General features: G+C 66.5%; 13 protein-coding genes. 8 read left to right on the top strand and 5 right to left on the bottom strand.

Features of this window, described 5'->3' with window-relative positions:
* Positions 1 to 10 precede the first annotated feature (10 nt).
* The 5 genes from prmA to IB257_RS29325 form a co-directional block, all read right to left on the bottom strand.
* Positions 11 to 940: a 50S ribosomal protein L11 methyltransferase gene (gene prmA, locus IB257_RS29305; RefSeq protein WP_192493200.1), complete on the bottom strand. Its 930-nt coding sequence runs from the start codon at positions 938 to 940 to the stop codon at positions 11 to 13.
* Between the two features lie 103 nt (positions 941 to 1,043).
* The gene (gene accC, locus IB257_RS29310; protein ID WP_054458326.1) at positions 1,044 to 2,390 is read right to left on the bottom strand and encodes an acetyl-CoA carboxylase biotin carboxylase subunit; all 1,347 of its coding nucleotides are present in this window, start codon (positions 2,388 to 2,390) and stop codon (positions 1,044 to 1,046) included.
* Between the two features lie 9 nt (positions 2,391 to 2,399).
* Entirely contained in the window at positions 2,400 to 2,858 is a 459-nt protein-coding gene (gene accB, locus IB257_RS29315; protein WP_054458324.1) for an acetyl-CoA carboxylase biotin carboxyl carrier protein, read from the bottom strand.
* An 87-nt stretch (positions 2,859 to 2,945) separates the two neighbouring features.
* The gene (gene aroQ, locus IB257_RS29320) at positions 2,946 to 3,380 is read right to left on the bottom strand and encodes a type II 3-dehydroquinate dehydratase (protein WP_013391376.1); all 435 of its coding nucleotides are present in this window, start codon (positions 3,378 to 3,380) and stop codon (positions 2,946 to 2,948) included.
* 89 nt (positions 3,381 to 3,469) lie between these two features.
* Positions 3,470 to 4,003, bottom strand: a complete 534-nt coding sequence (locus IB257_RS29325; protein WP_054458322.1) for a TlpA disulfide reductase family protein — start codon at positions 4,001 to 4,003, stop codon at positions 3,470 to 3,472.
* Positions 4,004 to 4,097: 94 nt separating this feature from the next.
* On the opposite strand from IB257_RS29325, the gene mpl reads away from it, so the two are divergent.
* The 8 genes from mpl to IB257_RS29365 all read left to right on the top strand — a co-directional run bounded on the left by mpl (position 4,098) and on the right by IB257_RS29365 (position 16,508).
* Entirely contained in the window at positions 4,098 to 5,468 is a 1,371-nt protein-coding gene (gene mpl / locus IB257_RS29330; protein ID WP_192493201.1) for a UDP-N-acetylmuramate:L-alanyl-gamma-D-glutamyl-meso-diaminopimelate ligase, read from the top strand.
* Between the two features lie 29 nt (positions 5,469 to 5,497).
* Positions 5,498 to 6,100, top strand: coding sequence for a YqiA/YcfP family alpha/beta fold hydrolase (locus IB257_RS29335; protein WP_054458319.1), 603 nt, complete (start codon positions 5,498 to 5,500; stop codon positions 6,098 to 6,100).
* A gap of 72 nt (positions 6,101 to 6,172) precedes the next feature.
* The gene (locus IB257_RS29340) at positions 6,173 to 8,077 is read left to right on the top strand and encodes a ribonuclease catalytic domain-containing protein (RefSeq protein ID WP_054458317.1); all 1,905 of its coding nucleotides are present in this window, start codon (positions 6,173 to 6,175) and stop codon (positions 8,075 to 8,077) included.
* Positions 8,078 to 9,115: 1,038 nt separating this feature from the next.
* Positions 9,116 to 9,787: a response regulator transcription factor gene (locus IB257_RS29345; protein ID WP_192493202.1), complete on the top strand. Its 672-nt coding sequence runs from the start codon at positions 9,116 to 9,118 to the stop codon at positions 9,785 to 9,787.
* A complete protein-coding gene (locus IB257_RS29350; RefSeq protein WP_119450717.1) occupies positions 9,774 to 12,260 on the top strand; it encodes an extracellular solute-binding protein in 2,487 nt (828 codons plus the stop codon). The genes IB257_RS29345 and IB257_RS29350 overlap by 14 nt, the downstream gene beginning before the upstream one ends.
* A gap of 152 nt (positions 12,261 to 12,412) precedes the next feature.
* Complete coding sequence (locus IB257_RS29355) at positions 12,413 to 13,510, top strand: ABC transporter substrate-binding protein (protein ID WP_192330157.1); 1,098 nt, start codon at positions 12,413 to 12,415, stop codon at positions 13,508 to 13,510.
* A 144-nt stretch (positions 13,511 to 13,654) separates the two neighbouring features.
* Complete coding sequence (locus tag IB257_RS29360; RefSeq protein WP_054459000.1) at positions 13,655 to 15,427, top strand: iron ABC transporter permease; 1,773 nt, start codon at positions 13,655 to 13,657, stop codon at positions 15,425 to 15,427.
* Positions 15,420 to 16,508 (top strand): ABC transporter ATP-binding protein, encoded by a 1,089-nt coding sequence (locus tag IB257_RS29365; protein WP_125471209.1) that lies wholly within the window; start codon positions 15,420 to 15,422, stop codon positions 16,506 to 16,508. Before IB257_RS29360 ends, IB257_RS29365 begins: the two co-directional genes overlap by 8 nt.
* The last annotated feature ends 4 nt before the right edge of the window (positions 16,509 to 16,512 follow it).

A 16,512-nucleotide genomic window follows, 5' to 3' on the forward strand; every position in this document is an offset into this window, starting at 1 on the left:
GTGGCAGCGCTCAGGCCTTCTGGCCGTGCAAGCACACCCAGCCGTCGCGCGCGCGCCAGACCGACATGGCGATCCAGGGCGCGTAGGCGGCGGCCACTTCCTCGGCCTGCCGTTCCAGCACGCCGGACAAGACCAGATGGCCGCCCGCGGCAACGCGTCCGGCCAGCATGGGCGCCAGCACCTTCAGGGGGTTGGACAGGATGTTGGCAACCACCACTTCGAACGTGCCATCCGCCAGCCCGTCAGGCAGCATGGCCCGCAGCTCGACGTGGTTGACCTCGGCATTGAAGATGGTGCTCTGCACTGCCTGGGCGTCGATATCCACCGCCTGAGTCGGACCCGCGCCCAGCTTGCGCGCGGCGATCGCCAGGATGCCCGAGCCGCAGCCGTAGTCCAGCAGCGTGGCGGCGGCCGGCAACTCGGCTTCCAGCCAGGCCAGGCACAGATGCGTCGTGGGATGGCTGCCGGTGCCGAAGGCCAGGCCCGGATCCAGCTCGATGTGGATTGCGCCTTCCTGGGTGGCGGCGTCCGGCTCGAAGGCCGGCACATCGGGATTGTCGCGGTGCCAGCTGGGCACGATCCACAGGCGTTCGGCGATATGGATGGGGCCGAACTGCGACTGTGTCAGGCGCACCCAGTCGGCGTCGGGCACGTCACGCAGGCTCCAGCCCTCGAACACGGCGGGATCGAGTTCGCCCGCTGCGGCGGCTTCTTCCATGATCTGCGCGGGATCGGCTCCGTCGGGCAGCAGGGCGACGACGCGGTTGCGGTCCCAGGCCTGCACGTCGGGCTCGGTGCCCGGTTCGCCGAACAAGGGACGCTCGTCGTCGGTGCCCAGGTCGGCATCTTCGACGGATACCGACAGCACGCCAGCTTCCAGCAGGGCATCCGAGAGGGCTTCGGCCTGCGCCTCCAGGCAATGGAGCACGAGTTCACGCATGATGATTCTTCCATCTGGTCAACGGGCCGCGGCTTGCGCCGCGGCCCGTTGACCGTAAAACAAAACAGGAGCGGCCCGGGAGCGGAAAGCCCCCGGATCGCGGTCAGGGACGCTGAGCCAACTTGTGTTCCAGGTAATGGATGCTGGTGCCGCCTTCGATGAAGCGGGCGTCCTGCAGCATTTCGCGATGCAGCGGGATGTTGGTGGAAATGCCTTCCACCACCATTTCCGACAGCGCGGTGCGCATGCGGGCCAGCGCCTGGTCGCGCGTGTCGCCGTAGGTGATGACCTTGGCGATCATCGAATCGTAGTTCGGCGGCACGAAATAACCGTTGAACGCATGCGAATCGATACGCACGCCCGGACCGCCCGGCGTATGCCAGTTGGTGATGCGGCCGGGGCTGGGCACGAAGCGGAACGGATCTTCCGCGTTGATGCGGCATTCGATCGCGTGGCCCTTGAAGGTGATGTCGCGCTGGCGCAGCGTGAACTTTTCGCCGGCGGCGATCAGGATCTGCTGCTGGACCAGGTCCACGCCGGTGATCAGCTCGGTAACCGGGTGTTCGACCTGGATGCGGGTGTTCATTTCAATGAAATAGAACTCGCCGTTTTCATACAGGAACTCGAACGTGCCCGCGCCGCGGTAGCCCATCTTGCGGCAGGCATCGGCGCAACGGTCGCCGATGCGCTCGATCAGGCGGCGCGCGATGCCGGGCGCCGGCGCTTCCTCGATGACCTTCTGGTGACGGCGCTGCATGGAGCAGTCGCGCTCGCCCAGCCAGACCGCGTTGCGGCCGCCGTCGGCAAGCACCTGGATTTCCACGTGGCGCGGATTCTCCAGGAACTTCTCCATATAGACTTCGGGGTTGTTGAACGCGGCGCCCGCTTCGGAACGCGTCATGGTGACGGCGTTCAGCAGCGCAGCCTCGGTGTACACCACGCGCATGCCGCGGCCACCGCCGCCGCCTGCCGCCTTGATGATGACCGGATACCCGACTTCGCGCGCAATGCGGACGATTTCCTGCGGATCGTCGGGCAAAGCGCCTTCCGAACCCGGCACCACCGGCACGCCGGCTTCGATCATGGCGCGCTTGGCGCTGACCTTGTCGCCCATCAGGCGGATGGTGTCGGGACGCGGACCGATGAAGACGAAGCCACTCTTTTCGACGCGATCGGCGAAGTCGGCATTTTCGGACAAGAACCCGTAACCCGGGTGGATTGCCTCGGAATCCGTGACTTCGGCCGCCGAAATGATGGCCGGCATGTTCAGGTAGCTTTCACGCGACGGCGCGGGCCCGATGCACACCGATTCATCGGCCAGGCGCACGTACTTGGCTTCGCGGTCGGCTTCGGAGTGCACCACCACGGTCTTGATGCCCAGCTCGCGGCAAGCGCGCTGAATGCGCAGGGCGATTTCGCCCCGATTGGCGATCAGGATTTTTTCGAACATTTTCAGCTATCAGCCAATGACGAACAGGGGTTGACCGTACTCGACGGGCTCGCCGTTTTCGACCAGGATTTCTTTGATGACGCCGGACTTGTCGGCTTCGATTTCATTGAGCAGCTTCATGGCTTCAATGATGCACAGCGGATCGCCTTCCTTGACGGTGGCGCCGACGTCGATGAACGGCGCGGCGCCCGGGTTCGGCGCGCGATAGAACGTGCCGACCATCGGAGCCTTCACGACATGGCCCTGGATCACCGGCGCAGCTTCGGCGGCGGCGGGCGCGGCCGGAGCGACGGCCTGGGCCACCGGCGCCGCCGGCACGCCGGCTTCGGGGTGGTGGTAGGCGACCGGTTGCAAGGTCTGCGAGAACTTGACGATCCTCACCTTGCCTTCGCCTTCGGTGATTTCCAGCTCGGCGATGCCCGATTCAGCCACCAGGTCGATCAGGGTTTTGAGTTTTCGGAGGTCCATAGAAGCTGCTTCCCGAGATAGTGTCGGCGACGTCCCAGCGTCGGGTCCGCGCCGTATAAGATGTAAATGCTGTGGTTTGGTGCGAGATCAGTGCCGCACTGCGTAACGCAGAGCCGCCTCGTAGCCATCCGCGCCCAGGCCGCTGATGAGGCCTACCGCCAAGTCGGACAGATAAGAGTGATGCCTGAAGGGCTCTCGCTTATACAGATTGGACAAATGTACTTCAATAAATGGGATCGCGACCCCAGCCAGCGCATCGCGAATTGCGACGCTGGTGTGCGTATATGCCGCCGCGTTGATGATGATGAAGTCGGTGCCGTCTTGCCGGGCCGCCTGGATGCGGTCAACCAGCGCGCCTTCGTGATTGCCTTGCCACGCTGTCAGCGTGGCGCCCAGTTCGCCTGCGAGCAGCTCAAGTCCCTCGTTGATCTGTTGCAGCGTAAGGCTGCCGTAGATGTGAGGTTCTCGGGTGCCGAGCAGGTTCAGGTTCGGGCCATGCAATACCAGTATGTTTTGCGCCATGCGCTTGCCAATGAGTGGTTTGCCAATTGTTGGCAAAACAGCCGATAAACCAGCTTTTTACGCCAATTCCTACTATTTGTCCAACAGACTTACGCCTTTAAACCAGATAGGGTGCGATCCAAGTCGTCGGGCTGGATTTCACCCAATATCTTCCGGTTAATTCCGCCATCTGCATTGAAAACAATAGTAAAAGGCAGGCCGCCGCTGGGATTTCCCAGCTTACGCAATGTATCGATGGCGCCGGCCCCTATCACCCACAAGGGGTAGGAAACCTGTACTTTCTCGACAAATTTTTGCATATTCGCAGCCGAATCGACACCAATGCCGACAAATCGTACATGCGGGTACTTTTTCTGCAAAACGTCGAGTTCGGGCATTTCTCGGACGCACGGCGCGCACCAGGTTGCCCAGAAATTGACCACGATGGGCTGGCCTTTCCAGCCCGCCAGCGTATGGGACGCCCCGTTCAGGTCGGGCAGCGGCATCTGCATCAGGGCGGCGACGGGATCGCCGGCATCGGCTGCGGCCGAGGGCGTCGAGGTCTTGCGGCCCATCAGGGTGTAGCCGCCCGCAACCGTGGCGGCTATGGCCACGCCGGCGGAAAGAAGTAGGCGTCGATTCATGGCGCGATCATAACCGCTGCCGCAGGTTTGCGCCGCGCGGGCCGCGGCTGGCCGCCACTCTATATATATACAATGCAGGACAGGAGAGTTTTCAATGCACCTGCATATTCTTGGCATCTGCGGTACGTTCATGGGCGGTCTGGCGCTGATCGCGCGCGCCGCCGGCCACAAGGTCACTGGTTGCGATGCGGGCGTGTACCCGCCCATGAGCACGCAACTGTCCGAACAAGGCATCGAGTTGATCGAAGGCTTCGGCGCCGAACAGCTGGCGCTCAAGCCCGATCTCTTCGTGATCGGCAACGTGGTCAGCCGCGGCAATCCTTTGATGGAGGCCATCCTGGATTCGGGCGCGCGCTACGTGTCCGGCCCGCAATGGTTGGGCGACAACATCCTGCCCGGCCAGCACGTGCTGGCTGTGGCGGGCACCCACGGCAAGACCACCACCAGCTCGATGCTGGCCTGGGTGCTGGAAGCTGCGGGGCTCGCGCCCAATTTCCTGATCGGCGGCGTAGCACAGGACCTGCACGTGTCCGCGCGCTTCGATCCGTCGCGCCGCCCCTTCGTGATCGAGGCGGACGAGTACGACACCGCCTTCTTCGACAAGCGCTCGAAGTTCGTGCACTACCGTCCGCGCACGGCCATCCTGAACAATCTTGAATACGATCACGCCGACATCTTCCCCGATCTGGCAGCGATCGAGACCCAGTTCCATCATCTGGTGCGCACCATCCCTGGATCGGGCCGCATCGTGCGCCCGGCCCACTGCGCGGCGCTGGACCGCGTGATTGCGCGCGGATGCTGGTCCGAAACCGTCACGTTCGGCGCCGATGGCGCCTGGCAGGCGACGGCTCCGGATGCCGAGGGCGCATTCAGCGTGCTGCGCGGCGGCGTGACTGCCGGCACCGTGCGCTGGAACCTGACGGGCGAGCACAACCGCATGAACGCGCTGGCGGCTCTGGCCGCCGCCGAACACGTGGGCGTGCCGGCAGCCCAGGGCATCGAGGCCCTGAGTCGCTTCGCGGGGGTGAAGCGCCGCATGGAACTGCGCGGCACGGTCAACGGCATCAAGGTCTACGACGATTTCGCGCATCATCCCACCGCCATCGCCGCCACCCTGGAAGGCCTGCGCCGCCAGGTCGGGCCGGCCCGTATCCTGGCCGTGCTGGAACCGCGCTCCAACACCATGAAACTGGGCACCATGGCCGCCCGCCTGCCCGAGGCCCTGACCGACGCCGATCTGGTGTTCTGCTTCGGCGCCCATTCCGGCAAGCACGCCCTGGGCTGGAATCCGGCCGAAGTGCTGGCGCCCCTGGGCGACCGCGCTTCCAGCTACGATGACATCGGCGCGCTGGTCGCCGCCGTGGCGGGCGCGGCGCGTCCGGGCGACCAGGTGCTGGTCATGAGCAACGGCGGCTTCGGCGGCGTGCACGGCAAGCTGCTGGACGCCTTGCAGGCGCGCGGCTGATTCCGGCAAAGACACCGCAAAGGCGAGCCATGATTCTTTATCTGCACGGTTTCCGTTCCTCGCCGACCTCCTTCAAGGCCCGGATGATGGCCGACGCCATGGCCGAACGCGGCCTGTCGGCGGCCTGGGCCTGCCCGCAACTGCCCGCCAGCCCGCGCGAAGCCGTCGCGCAGGCGTTGGACATCGCCCGGCGCCAGCTGGCAGGCGCGGACTCGCCCCGTGCGCTGACCATCATCGGCTCGTCGCTGGGCGGCTTCTATGCCACCTGGCTGGCCGAACAGCTGGGCTGCAAGGCGGTGCTGCTGAATCCGGCGGTCGAGGCCGCCCGCGACCTCGCCACCCAGATCGGCGAGCACCGCATGTATCATTCCGACGCGCCGTTCGTCTTCCTGCCCGAATACGTGGACGAACTGGCCGCCATCCATGTCCCCCGCATCTCCCAGCCCGACCGCTACCTCCTGGTAGCGGCCACCGGCGACGAGGTGCTGGATTGGCGCGAGATGCGCGACCGCTACGCGGGCTGCCGCCAGCGCATCGTGCAAGGCAGCGACCACGGTTTGTCCGATTTTGCGGACTGGATGCCCGAAGTGCTTGAATTCGCCCTTGGCGACAAGCAGGTTCGCCCCCAATAATCAGTATCAGACTTCTACACTCTATAAGCAGCGCAAGGCGGCGCGTGCGCGCCGCCCAGGACGATCCCCACCATGTATGTGTTTTACGAAGACGACGGCAGCTTCAAGGCCGGCAATATCCTGTCCGAGACCGACGCCAGCCTGCAGGTGGAATCGGAATCCGGCAAGCGCAGCAAGATCAAGCGCGCCAACACCTTGTTCAACTTCGCCGCGCCCGAACCGGCCGCGCTGATGAGCCAGGCGGCCGCGACCGCCGAAACGCTGGACCTGCAATTCCTGTGGGAATGCGCGCCGCAGGATGAATTCGACTCCCCCGCGCTGGCCGCCGACTACTTCGGCCACGCGCCCACGCCGGTGGAACAGGCCGCGCTGCTGATGCGCCTGCACGGCGCGCCGGCGTACTTCCACCGTCGCGGCAAGGGCCGCTACCGCCCCGCCCCGCCGGACATTCTGGCCGCCGCCCTGGCCGCGCTGGAGAAAAAGCAGCGCCAGGCCGAGCAGCAGCAGGAATGGGTGGATGAAATGGCTGCCGGACGCCTGCCCGAGCCCATCGCCCAGGCCGCGGAGTCGCTGCTGATCCGCCCGGACAAGAATTCGCAGCAATGGAAGGCGCTGGACGCCGCCTGCGCCAAGCTGGGCAAGAGCCCCGACCGCCTGCTGCTGGAACTGGGCGCCTGGCCGCATGCGCTGGCGCTGCACAAGCGCCGCTTCCTGGCGGTGAATTTCCCGCGCGGACTGGCGTTCCCGGACCTGGAACTGCCTGCCATCGACCGCGAGCTGCCGTTGTCCGACGCCGAAATCTATTCGGTGGACGACGTCACGACCACGGAAATCGACGATGCGCTGTCCGTCTCCACCTTGCCCGACGGCCGCCTGCGCGTCGGCGTGCACGTGGCGGCCCCGGGCATTACCGTGACCCGCGACAGCGATTTCGACAAGCTGGCGCGCGCGCGCCTGTCCACCGTCTACATGCCGGGCGACAAGATCCCCATGCAGCCGGACAGCATCATCCAGGCGTTCTCGCTGGACGCCGGCCGCGAAGTGCCGGCGCTGTCCCTGTACGTGGTGGCCGATCCGGAAACCGGCGAAATCATCGAATCGGAAACCCGCCTGGAACGTATCGTGGTGCGCGAGAATCTGCGCCACAACATGCTGGACGCCCAGGTCACGGAAGCCAGCCTGTCCGATCCGTCGGCCGACCTGCCCTACGGCCATTGGCTGCGCCCGCTGTGGAAGCTGGCCCAGGCCCTGTCGGCGCAGCGCGAGAACGTGCGCGGCAAGCCTGAGAACAATTCGCGGGTGGAGTACAGCTTCTACCTGGACGGCAACCCCGACGATCCCGACACGCCGGTACGCCTGGTGCCGCGCCAGCGCAACGCGCCGCTGGACCGCATGGTGGCGGAATACATGATCCTGGCGAACAACCTCTGGGGCGGCCTGCTGCACCAGCATGGCGTGCCGGGCATCTACCGCTCGCAACAGGCGGGCCGCGTGCGCATGAGCACCCAGGCCCTGCCGCACGAGGCCATTGGCGTGCCGCAGTACGCCTGGAGCACTTCACCGCTGCGCCGCTATGTGGACTTGGTGAACCAGTGGCAGTTGATCGCTGCGGTCGAGCACGGCGTGTCCGCCCGCCTGGTCGCCCCTTTCAAGCCGCGCGACGCGGACCTGTTCGCCATCATCGGCGCCTTCGATGCGCAATACGCGGCCTGGGCGGAGTTCCAGAGCGCGATGGAACGCTACTGGTGCCTGCGCTGGCTGAAGCAGCACAACGTGACCCGCACGGTGGCGCACGTGCTGCGCGAGGATCTGGTGCGGTTCGCGAATGCGCCGCTGGTGACTCGGGTGGGGGGAATGCCGGAGCTGGAGCGGGGGACTGCGGTGGAGATTGATATTCTGGGGATGGATGAGTTGTCTCTGGAGCTGGATTGCCGGTATATCGGGGAGATCAGTCCTGCTGTGGGTGGGCAGGAGTAGGTTTCTTTTGCTCCGGCGTCTTTGGGCGATGCGCTGCGATTTCTTCGTAGGCCGCCCGTCGGCGCGGGCGCCTGAGTGGCGGGCGCCCACGATTGCGGTCCGGAGCCTTCGCTCCGGACTGCCCCTTCGTCATCTTCGTCCAGGCCTTCGGCCTTCCCTTCAGATTCCCTCGGGCGCATCGAGGTTGCCCACCCCTCAGGCGCCCGCGCCGACGGGCTACGTGCGTCTTGGACTCATGCGCTGCTAGAGCCGTGGTCAGGGGCGATTCTTGTGCTGCCCGTCATTCTCGGCCGCGCGGGCGGCCGTGAATGACATACGTGATTTTCTGAATTTCGATTGTGTTCGCTTGCGCGAATGCGACGAATCGTTTGCTATTGGTTCCCCAGCTCTGGGGGGATGGGCGGTGATGGGTGGCGCGCGACGGACAGCCGCTTGCGCATGCAGATCCGGACGCGCGCCACCCATCCGGCATCCGCGTTGAAGTGACGATTACGGGCCGACCCGAGCGCGTGGCCATCGTCCCGACACAGCCCCCTACCAAACCCGGACCCGGTTCTCACTTGCCATGCGTGTCACCACGCGAACGCCCCCCTCCACCAGCGCGCAGCGCCATCGCGCGACGCAAGACGCCGCGTAAGCCCCAAAAGGCCGCCCGCGCGGCCGGCCTGGGGCGGGCCCCGCAAGACACGCCCCCACCCACTATCCGTGGCAAGGATGCCAAGCACACCGACCGCCCCAAGCGCCCGTGAAGATTCAACTGACAGAGCCTGTCGCGTCGGCGGCCTGCGGGGCGCGGGGCGTCGATAAGCCCGAGGGAATCTGAAGGGAAGGCCGAAGGCCTGGACGAAGATGACGACGGGGGGGCCGCCGAGGCAAGTCCGGAGCGAACGCTCCGGACCGCAATCGTTGCCCCGCGCCCCGCAGGCCGCCGACGCGACAGGCGTCTTAAGAACCAAGCCCGCGCCCGCATCAAGACCCACAGAACCCTCACACCCCTATAAACTCCCCCGAAAGCCACAAAAGACACGGAGACAACACATGCGCATTTTGCTGGTCGAGGACAATCTCGATCTCGGCGATGCCGTGGAAAGCAAGCTGCGTTTCGCCGGCCATAGCGTGCAATGGGTACGCGACGGCGTGGCGGCGTTGCGCTGGGGCCTGGACGAGACCTGGGATGCCCTGGTGCTGGACATCAACCTGCCCGGCAAAGATGGTTTCACCGTCATCCGGGAACTGCGCGCCGCCGGTCTGGAAGCCCCCGTGCTGGTCATGACCGCGCGTTCCGAAATCGAAGACAAGATCGACATGCTGGACCTGGGCGCCGACGACTATCTGGTCAAGCCCTTCGACCTGCGCGAACTCGAAGCCCGGCTGCGCGCGCTGATGCGCCGCCCCGCCGGCCAGACCAGCAGCGTCACCGTCTATGGCAATCTCAGCCTGGACCTTGCCAACCGCGATGTCAGCGTGGCCGGCGCGCCGCTGGAGCTGGGCCGGCGCGAATTTCGTCTGCTGGAGATACTGCTCGGCAAGCTGGGCCAGACCGTCGCCAAGGAACGGCTGATGAACCAGCTCTTCGACCTGGACGACGGCACGCTCAATGCGCTGGAGCTGCTGATATCGCGGCTGCGCAAGAAGCTGACGGGCGCCTCGATCGATATCGTCACCGTGCGCGGCGTCGGCTATCAGGCCCGCAGCCATGAAGAACCCTGAAAACTTTTCCATCCGCCGCCGTGTCTTCGCGCTGGGCGTGCTGCTGCTGGCCTGCGCGCTGATCGGGCTGGTGTTCTTCCTGCGCGGCTACGCGCAGCGCGCGGCGGAACAGGCGTTTGACCGGCTGCTGGCGGCGTCGGCGCTGACCATCGCCGGCTCGGTGCAGATCGAAGACAACAACGTCACCGTCGAACCGCCGGTGTCCTCATTGGCCATGCTGTCCGGCGGCGAGCGCGTGTTCTACGAGGCCCGCACCTCGAACGGCCGCCTCATCACGGGCTACGACGACCTGGCGCCCGGCATGCCGCTGGCGCAGTCGGCCACGCCGGTGTTCGCCTATCTGCGCTATCACGACGAACCCGTGCGCGTCGCCACCGTAGGCCGGCTGGTGTCCGCCAGCCAGCATGCTGGTTGGGTGACGGTGCGAGTGGCCGAGACGCTGGGCTCGCGCGAGGCCTTGGCCGACGAGATCCTGGGGCGCACCGCACTGCCGCTGGTAGTGGTGTCCCTGGTGGCGCTGGGCCTGCTGTGGTTCGGCGTGCAGCGGGCCTTCGCGCCGCTGGCCGTGGTGGAGCGCGAATTGCGCAGCCGCGCGCCCGACGACCTGGCGCCGCTGGTGACGCCTGTGCCGCAAGAAGTGCGACGGCTGGTCGAAGCGCTGAACGCCTTCATGCAGCGCCTGTCCGGCGTCATGGGCACGCTCAACACCCTGGTGGCGGATGCCGCCCACCAGGTCCGTACGCCGCTGGCCTCGCTGCGCGCCCAAGCCGAAGTCGCCCTGGAAGAAACCGATCAGCAAAGGCTGCACGCGCGCCTCGAACGCATCCATCTGAACGCCACCCATGCCAGCCAGTTGATCAATCAGCTGCTGATGGATGCCACCATCACGCACCGCCTGGGCAAGGGATCGCGCACGCTGGTGGGCGTAGCCGAGACCGTCAACGAAACGCGCCGCCGCATCGGCCCGCTGGAAGCGCAGCGCCTGCGCATCGAGATCGCGCCCGAGGTCCGCCGCGCCCGCATCGCCGGCGACCGGGTCGCCTTGCGCGAAATGCTGCGCAACCTGGTGGACAACGCCTTGCGCTATGCGCCCGACGGCCCCGTGGACATCCAGGCCACGCCCGTGGCGGGTTTTCGCGTGGCGCTCACCGTGTCGGACCGCGGGCCGGGCGTGGCCGACGACGAAAAGGACGCCGTGCAGCAGCGCTTCACCCGCGGCCGCGCCGGCGAAACGCAGCCCGGGTCGGGACTGGGGCTTTCCATCGTGCGCTCGGTGGCGGCCGCCCACGGCGGTTCGCTCTGGCTGCAGGACCGTCCGGGCGGCGGCCTGACGGCGCGCGTGATCCTGCCGCTGGCGCGTTCCGCGCCGGGGCGCGCAGCAGCCGCCTGCCTGGGCGCGCTGTGCATGGCGGGCCTGCTGCTGGGCTCGGCCCCCGCCGAGGTACGTGCCGCCGACATCGCGGAAGTCGTCACCCGCTACCCCGCGCCGCAGCCCACGTCCCGGGTCCTGACCATCGCCGGACCCACGGACACGCCGGTGGTCGCGCCGCTGATCCAGGGCTTCCAGTCGCAACGGCCGGACGTCACCGTGGTGTACCGCGAGATGGGCAGCCGCGAGCTCTACGAAGCGGCCGTCGCCGGGCAGTTGAAGGACGTGGACGTGCTGATGAGTTCGGCCTCCGACCTGCAGATCCGGCTGGCCAACGACGGCTATGCGCTGAGCTATTCCTCGCCCTACGCCGCCAAGCTGCCCTCCTGGGCCATCTGGCGCCACGAGGTCTATGGCTTCACCTTCGAGCCGGCCGTCATCGTCTACAACCCCAAGCGCTATACCGAAGCCACCGTGCCGCGCTCGCGCCAGGACTTGTTGCGCCTGCTGGAACGCGACGCCGCGAAGCTGCGCGGCCGCATCGGCACCTATGACATCGCAGCCAGCAGCGTGGGCTATCTGCTGGCCGAGCAGGACGAGCTGGTGTCGTCGAACTTCTGGGGACTGGCCAACGCCATGGGCCAGGCCGGCGTGCGCCTGTCGGCCACCAGCGCCGAGATCCTGGACGCCATCGAGAACGACCAGATCGACATCGGCTACAACATCCTCGGCTCCTACGCGCTGTCGCGGCAGGCCGCGGGCGCGCCCATCGGCGTGGTCTTTCCGCAGGATTACGTGCTGGTGCTGGCGCGCTCGGTGCTGATCGCGCGCACCGCGCCCAGCCCGGAGCTGGGCCGGGCGCTGGTGGATTGGCTGCTGTCGCCGGCCGGACAACAGGTGGCGTCCAGCCATGCGGCGCTCGGCTCCATCATGGAAGACACGCCAGGCCGCTGGACCTCCGAAGCGGTGCTGGCGCGTTCCCAGGGCATCGTGCAGCCGGTGGTGCTGAGCCCGGCCCTGCTGGTCGGCCTGGACCAGCGCCGCCATTCGCGCTTCGTGCAGAACTGGATCCGGCTGGTGACGGACACGCCCGCGCGGCCGTAAGGATCGAACGCGCTCGCGCCCACGCCGCCCAGGGATTTCCCCTAGACGCATCCTGCCGCCATGACAGGACGACGACAGACGCCGGCTCCTAAGATGCCCGCAAGCTGGACACGGATCCCGCTCCAACCACAAGACTCATCGGAGACACACCCATGCTTGCCAAGTCCCAACTGGCGGCCGCCTGCGCCGCTGCATTCGCCCTTGCCGCCGGCAGCGCCTTTGCGCAGCAAGTGCCGGCCGGCTACCCGGCCGACTACCAGAAGATCCTGGACGGCGCCAAGAAGGAAGGCAAGGTCGTCATCTATTCGACCACCGATACCAAGGCCGCTGGCCCCGTCATCAAGGGCTTCGAAGCGCTGTATCCGGGCATCAAGGTCGAATACAACGACATGAACAGCACCGAGCTCTACAACCGCTACATCAGCGAGCAGGCGGCGGGCGGCACCAGCGGCGACGTCGTCTGGAGCTCGTCGATGGACTCGGCCCTGAAACTGGCCAGCGACTACGCGCTGCAGTACAAGTCACCGGAAGTCGGCAAGCTGCCGGCCTGGGCGGTGTGGAAGGATTCGGCCTACGGCACGACCTACGAACCGGCCGTGTTCATCTACAACAAGCGCCTGATCCCCGCCGCCGAAGTGCCCACCACGCACGGCGCCCTGGCCAAGCTGATCGCCAGCCAGCCGGACAAGTTCAAGAACAAGGTCACCACCTACGACATCGAGAAGTCGGCCGTGGGCTTCATGCTGGCGGTGCAGGACAAGGTCAACGACCCCAAGTACTTTGAAACGCTCAAGGGCATCGCCGCGGGCGGCCTGATCGTGCAGTCGTCCACCGGCACCATGATGGAACGCGTGTCCTCCGGCGAAAACCTGATCGGCTACAACATCCTGGGCTCCTACGCCGAAACGCGCGCCAAGAGCGACCCGTCGCTGGGCGTGGCCTACCCGACCGACTACGCGCTGGTCCTGTCGCGCGTGGCCTTCATCAGCAAGAAGGCCAAGAACCGCAACGCCGCCAAGCTGTGGATGGACTACATGCTGTCGCAGAAAGGCCAGACCATCCTGGCGAACCAGGCCGACCTGGCCTCCGTGCGCGACGACATCGAAGGCGACAACGATGTGGACGGCATGACCAAGAAGCTGGGCGCCTCGCTCAAGCCGATTCCGGTCAACGAAACGCTGCTGGACTACCTGGAACAGAACAAGCGCCTGCAGTTCATCAAGGACTGGCGCGCCGCGGCTGGCAAGTAATGCCGCGCAGCCCGGAGCCACGGTTCCGGGCCGCCTCGCGCGTAGGGGACGGCGGCGCGCCGCCGTCCGCCTGACCGCCGCCGGGGCGGTCGCCCCCGACCCGGCCGCGCGACCTTCGCGCCATTCAAGAACACAGGATTCCCCATGCAGTCATTGCGCTCGAAATGGCAGTCCCTGCCCCGCGGCGTGGTGGTGCTGATCACGGCGTTGGCCATCTACGTGCCACTGTCGTTCATCATCATCCAGAGCTTTCTGTCCGCGCCCTTTTTCACGCCGTCCAAGACCTTCAGCCTGGACGCGTTCCGCTTCATCTTCGCGGACCCCGATTTCTACAAGGCCCTGAAAAGCGGCTTCATCCTGGCCTTCGGCCTGGCCGTCATCGCCATCCCGCTGGGCGGCATGCTGGCCTTCCTGATGATACGCACGGACCTGCCCGGCCGCCGCTGGATCGAGCCGCTGATCCTGGTGCCGGTGTTCGTGTCTCCCATGGTGCTGGGCTTCGGCTATGTGGTGGCCGCGGGCCCGGTGGGCTTTTTCTCGACCTGGGCGCAAAACATCCTGGGCTTCGTGCCCTGGAACGTCTATTCGCTGACCAGCATCGTCATCATCGCCGGCCTGACTCACGTGCCGCACGCCTACCTGTATATCTCGTCGGCGCTGCGCAGCATGGGTTCCGATGTCGAGGAAGCCGCGCGCGTGTCCGGCGCCTCGCCGCTGCGCGTGATGGTGTCGGTCAGCCTGCCCATGGTGCGTCCGGCCATGCTGTACGCCACCGTGCTGCTGTTCTTCCTGGGGCTGGAGGTGTTCGGCCTGGTGCTGGTGCTGGGCGATCCCGAAGGCAACCTGGTGCTGGCGACCTATCTGTACAAGCTCACCAACAAGCTGGGCATCCCGTCCTATCACCTGATGGCCGCCGTGGCCGTGGTGCTGATCTGCATGACGATCCCCCTGGTGATGCTGCAGCGCCGCCTGATGCGCACCGCCAACCGCTTCGTCACGGTCAAGGGCAAGGCCTCGCGCGCCCGCGCGCTGCCGCTGGGCAAGTGGCGCTGGGTGGCCGGCGGCGTGGTGGCGTTCTGGCTGCTGGTGACCATCGTGGTGCCGCTGCTGGGCGTGCTGCTGCGCGCCTTCGTGTCCAACTGGGGCATGGGCGTGTCGTTGTTCGACGTGCTGTCGCTGGACGCGTTCCGCACCGTGTTCTCGCAGCCCAACCTGATGCGCGCCATCGTCAACTCGGTGGCCATCGGCGTGTTCGGCGGCGCCCTGGCCGTGTTCTGCTACATGTTCGTGGGCCTGGCCATGCACCGCAAGCCGGACAACGTCACGCGCTTCATGGACTACAGCGTGCTGGTGCCGCGCGCGGTGCCGGGCCTCTTGGCCGGCCTGGCGTTCCTGTGGGTGTTCCTGTTCGTGCCGATGTGGCTGGACAACGCCCTGGACGAAGGCGGCTGGCTGTCGGCCCTGCCCTTCGCGGAATGGCTGCGCGAGAACTTCATCGAATGGCTGCGCGCCATGCGCAGCACCATCTTCAGCGTGTGGCTGGCCTACACGGTGGTGTGGATGGCCTATGGCCTGCGGCTGATCTCCTCGACCCTGCTGCAAGTGGGCCCCGAGCTGGAAGAAGCCGCCCGCAGCGCCGGCGCGCGCCGCGGCCAGGTCACCCGCCACGTCACGGTGCCGCTGGCCAAGTACGGCCTGATCGGTTCCTGGCTGCTGATGTTCCTGATCTTCGAGCGCGAATACTCCACCGGCGTCTACCTGCTGTCGCCCGGCACCGAAACCATCGGCTCCATGCTGGTGTCGTTGTGGGCCTCGGGCGCCATCGACATCGTGGCCGCGCTTTCCTTCATCAATATCGTTCTGGTCGTGATCGGCCTGGGCGTCGCCCTGCGATTCGGAGTCAAACTTCATGATTGAGCTTTCTGTAGAAGACCTGCACCTGGATTACGGCGACAACCCGGTGCTCAAGGGCGTGTCGATGCAGCTGCGCCAAGGCGAAGTGGTGTCGCTGCTGGGCCCTTCGGGCAGCGGCAAGACCACGCTGCTGCGCGCCGTGGCCGGCCTGGAAGGCCCCAAGCGCGGCCGCATCACCATCGGCGAACGCGTCGTCTATGACGGCGCGGCAAAGAAAGAGGTCCCGGCCGAGGAGCGCAACCTGGGCCTGGTGTTCCAGTCCTACGCGCTGTGGCCGCACAAGACCGTGTTCGAGAACGTGGCCTACCCGCTCAAGCTGCGCAAGGTGCCCGGCGCCGAGGTGCGCGAACGCGTGCAGGCCGTGCTGGACCAACTGGGCCTGGGCAAGCTGGGCCAGCGCCATCCGCACGCCCTGTCCGGCGGCCAGCAGCAGCGCGTGGCCATCGGCCGGGCGCTGGTGTACAGCCCGCCCGTCATCCTGCTGGACGAACCGCTGTCCAACCTGGACGCCAAGCTGCGCGAGGAGGCCCGCGCCTTCCTGCGCGAGCTGATCATCCGACTCGGCCTGTCGGCCTTGATGGTGACCCACGACCAGAGCGAAGCGATGGCGATTTCGGACCGCATCCTGCTGCTGAACAACGGCAAGATCGAACAGCAGGGTACGCCGCAGGAAATGTACGGCTCCCCGTCCACCCTGTTCACCGCCGAATTCATGGGCAGCAACAACCGGCTGGACGGCAAGGTCACCGAGGTGCGCGATGGCCAGGCCCGCATCGAAGGGCGCGGCTGGTCGCTGTGGGGCAAGGCCAGCCCGGGGGTGGCCCAAGGCCAGGACGGCACCGCCGTGATTCGGGTGGAGCAGGTACGGCTGGCGGACGACCCCGACGGCAACCACGTCGACATGCCGCTCCTGACCAGCATGTATCTGGGCGACCGCTGGGAGTACCTGTTCCGCACCCCCGACGCCGACCCGGCCCATACCCTGGCCCTGCGCGCCTACGGCCCCGAAGGGCGCGAGCCCGGCCCTTGCCGGCTGTCGCTGCCCGCCAGCAAAGTCTGGGTCTTCCCCCGCACGGTCGCCTGAGGCG

Origin of the sequence: Achromobacter sp. ACM03 (assembly GCF_014851665.1) — a bacterium.
GTDB lineage: Bacteria > Pseudomonadota > Gammaproteobacteria > Burkholderiales > Burkholderiaceae_B > Achromobacter > Achromobacter aegrifaciens.

Excerpts from the sequence above, each read along its gene's own strand:
- accB (WP_054458324.1), bottom strand. The coding sequence starts at position 2,858 with ATGGACCTCCGAAAACTCAAAACCCTGATCGACCTGGTGGCTGAATCG.
- IB257_RS29335 (WP_054458319.1), top strand. The coding sequence starts at position 5,498 with ATGATTCTTTATCTGCACGGTTTCCGTTCCTCGCCGACCTCCTTCAAG.
- aroQ (WP_013391376.1), bottom strand. The coding sequence starts at position 3,380 with ATGGCGCAAAACATACTGGTATTGCATGGCCCGAACCTGAACCTGCTC.
- IB257_RS29345 (WP_192493202.1), top strand. The coding sequence starts at position 9,116 with ATGCGCATTTTGCTGGTCGAGGACAATCTCGATCTCGGCGATGCCGTG.
- mpl (WP_192493201.1), top strand. The coding sequence starts at position 4,098 with ATGCACCTGCATATTCTTGGCATCTGCGGTACGTTCATGGGCGGTCTG.
- IB257_RS29325 (WP_054458322.1), bottom strand. The coding sequence starts at position 4,003 with ATGAATCGACGCCTACTTCTTTCCGCCGGCGTGGCCATAGCCGCCACG.
- prmA (WP_192493200.1), bottom strand. The coding sequence starts at position 940 with ATGCGTGAACTCGTGCTCCATTGCCTGGAGGCGCAGGCCGAAGCCCTC.
- IB257_RS29350 (WP_119450717.1), top strand. The coding sequence starts at position 9,774 with ATGAAGAACCCTGAAAACTTTTCCATCCGCCGCCGTGTCTTCGCGCTG.
- IB257_RS29365 (WP_125471209.1), top strand. The coding sequence starts at position 15,420 with ATGATTGAGCTTTCTGTAGAAGACCTGCACCTGGATTACGGCGACAAC.
- IB257_RS29340 (WP_054458317.1), top strand. The coding sequence starts at position 6,173 with ATGTATGTGTTTTACGAAGACGACGGCAGCTTCAAGGCCGGCAATATC.
- accC (WP_054458326.1), bottom strand. The coding sequence starts at position 2,390 with ATGTTCGAAAAAATCCTGATCGCCAATCGGGGCGAAATCGCCCTGCGC.
- IB257_RS29355 (WP_192330157.1), top strand. The coding sequence starts at position 12,413 with ATGCTTGCCAAGTCCCAACTGGCGGCCGCCTGCGCCGCTGCATTCGCC.
- IB257_RS29360 (WP_054459000.1), top strand. The coding sequence starts at position 13,655 with ATGCAGTCATTGCGCTCGAAATGGCAGTCCCTGCCCCGCGGCGTGGTG.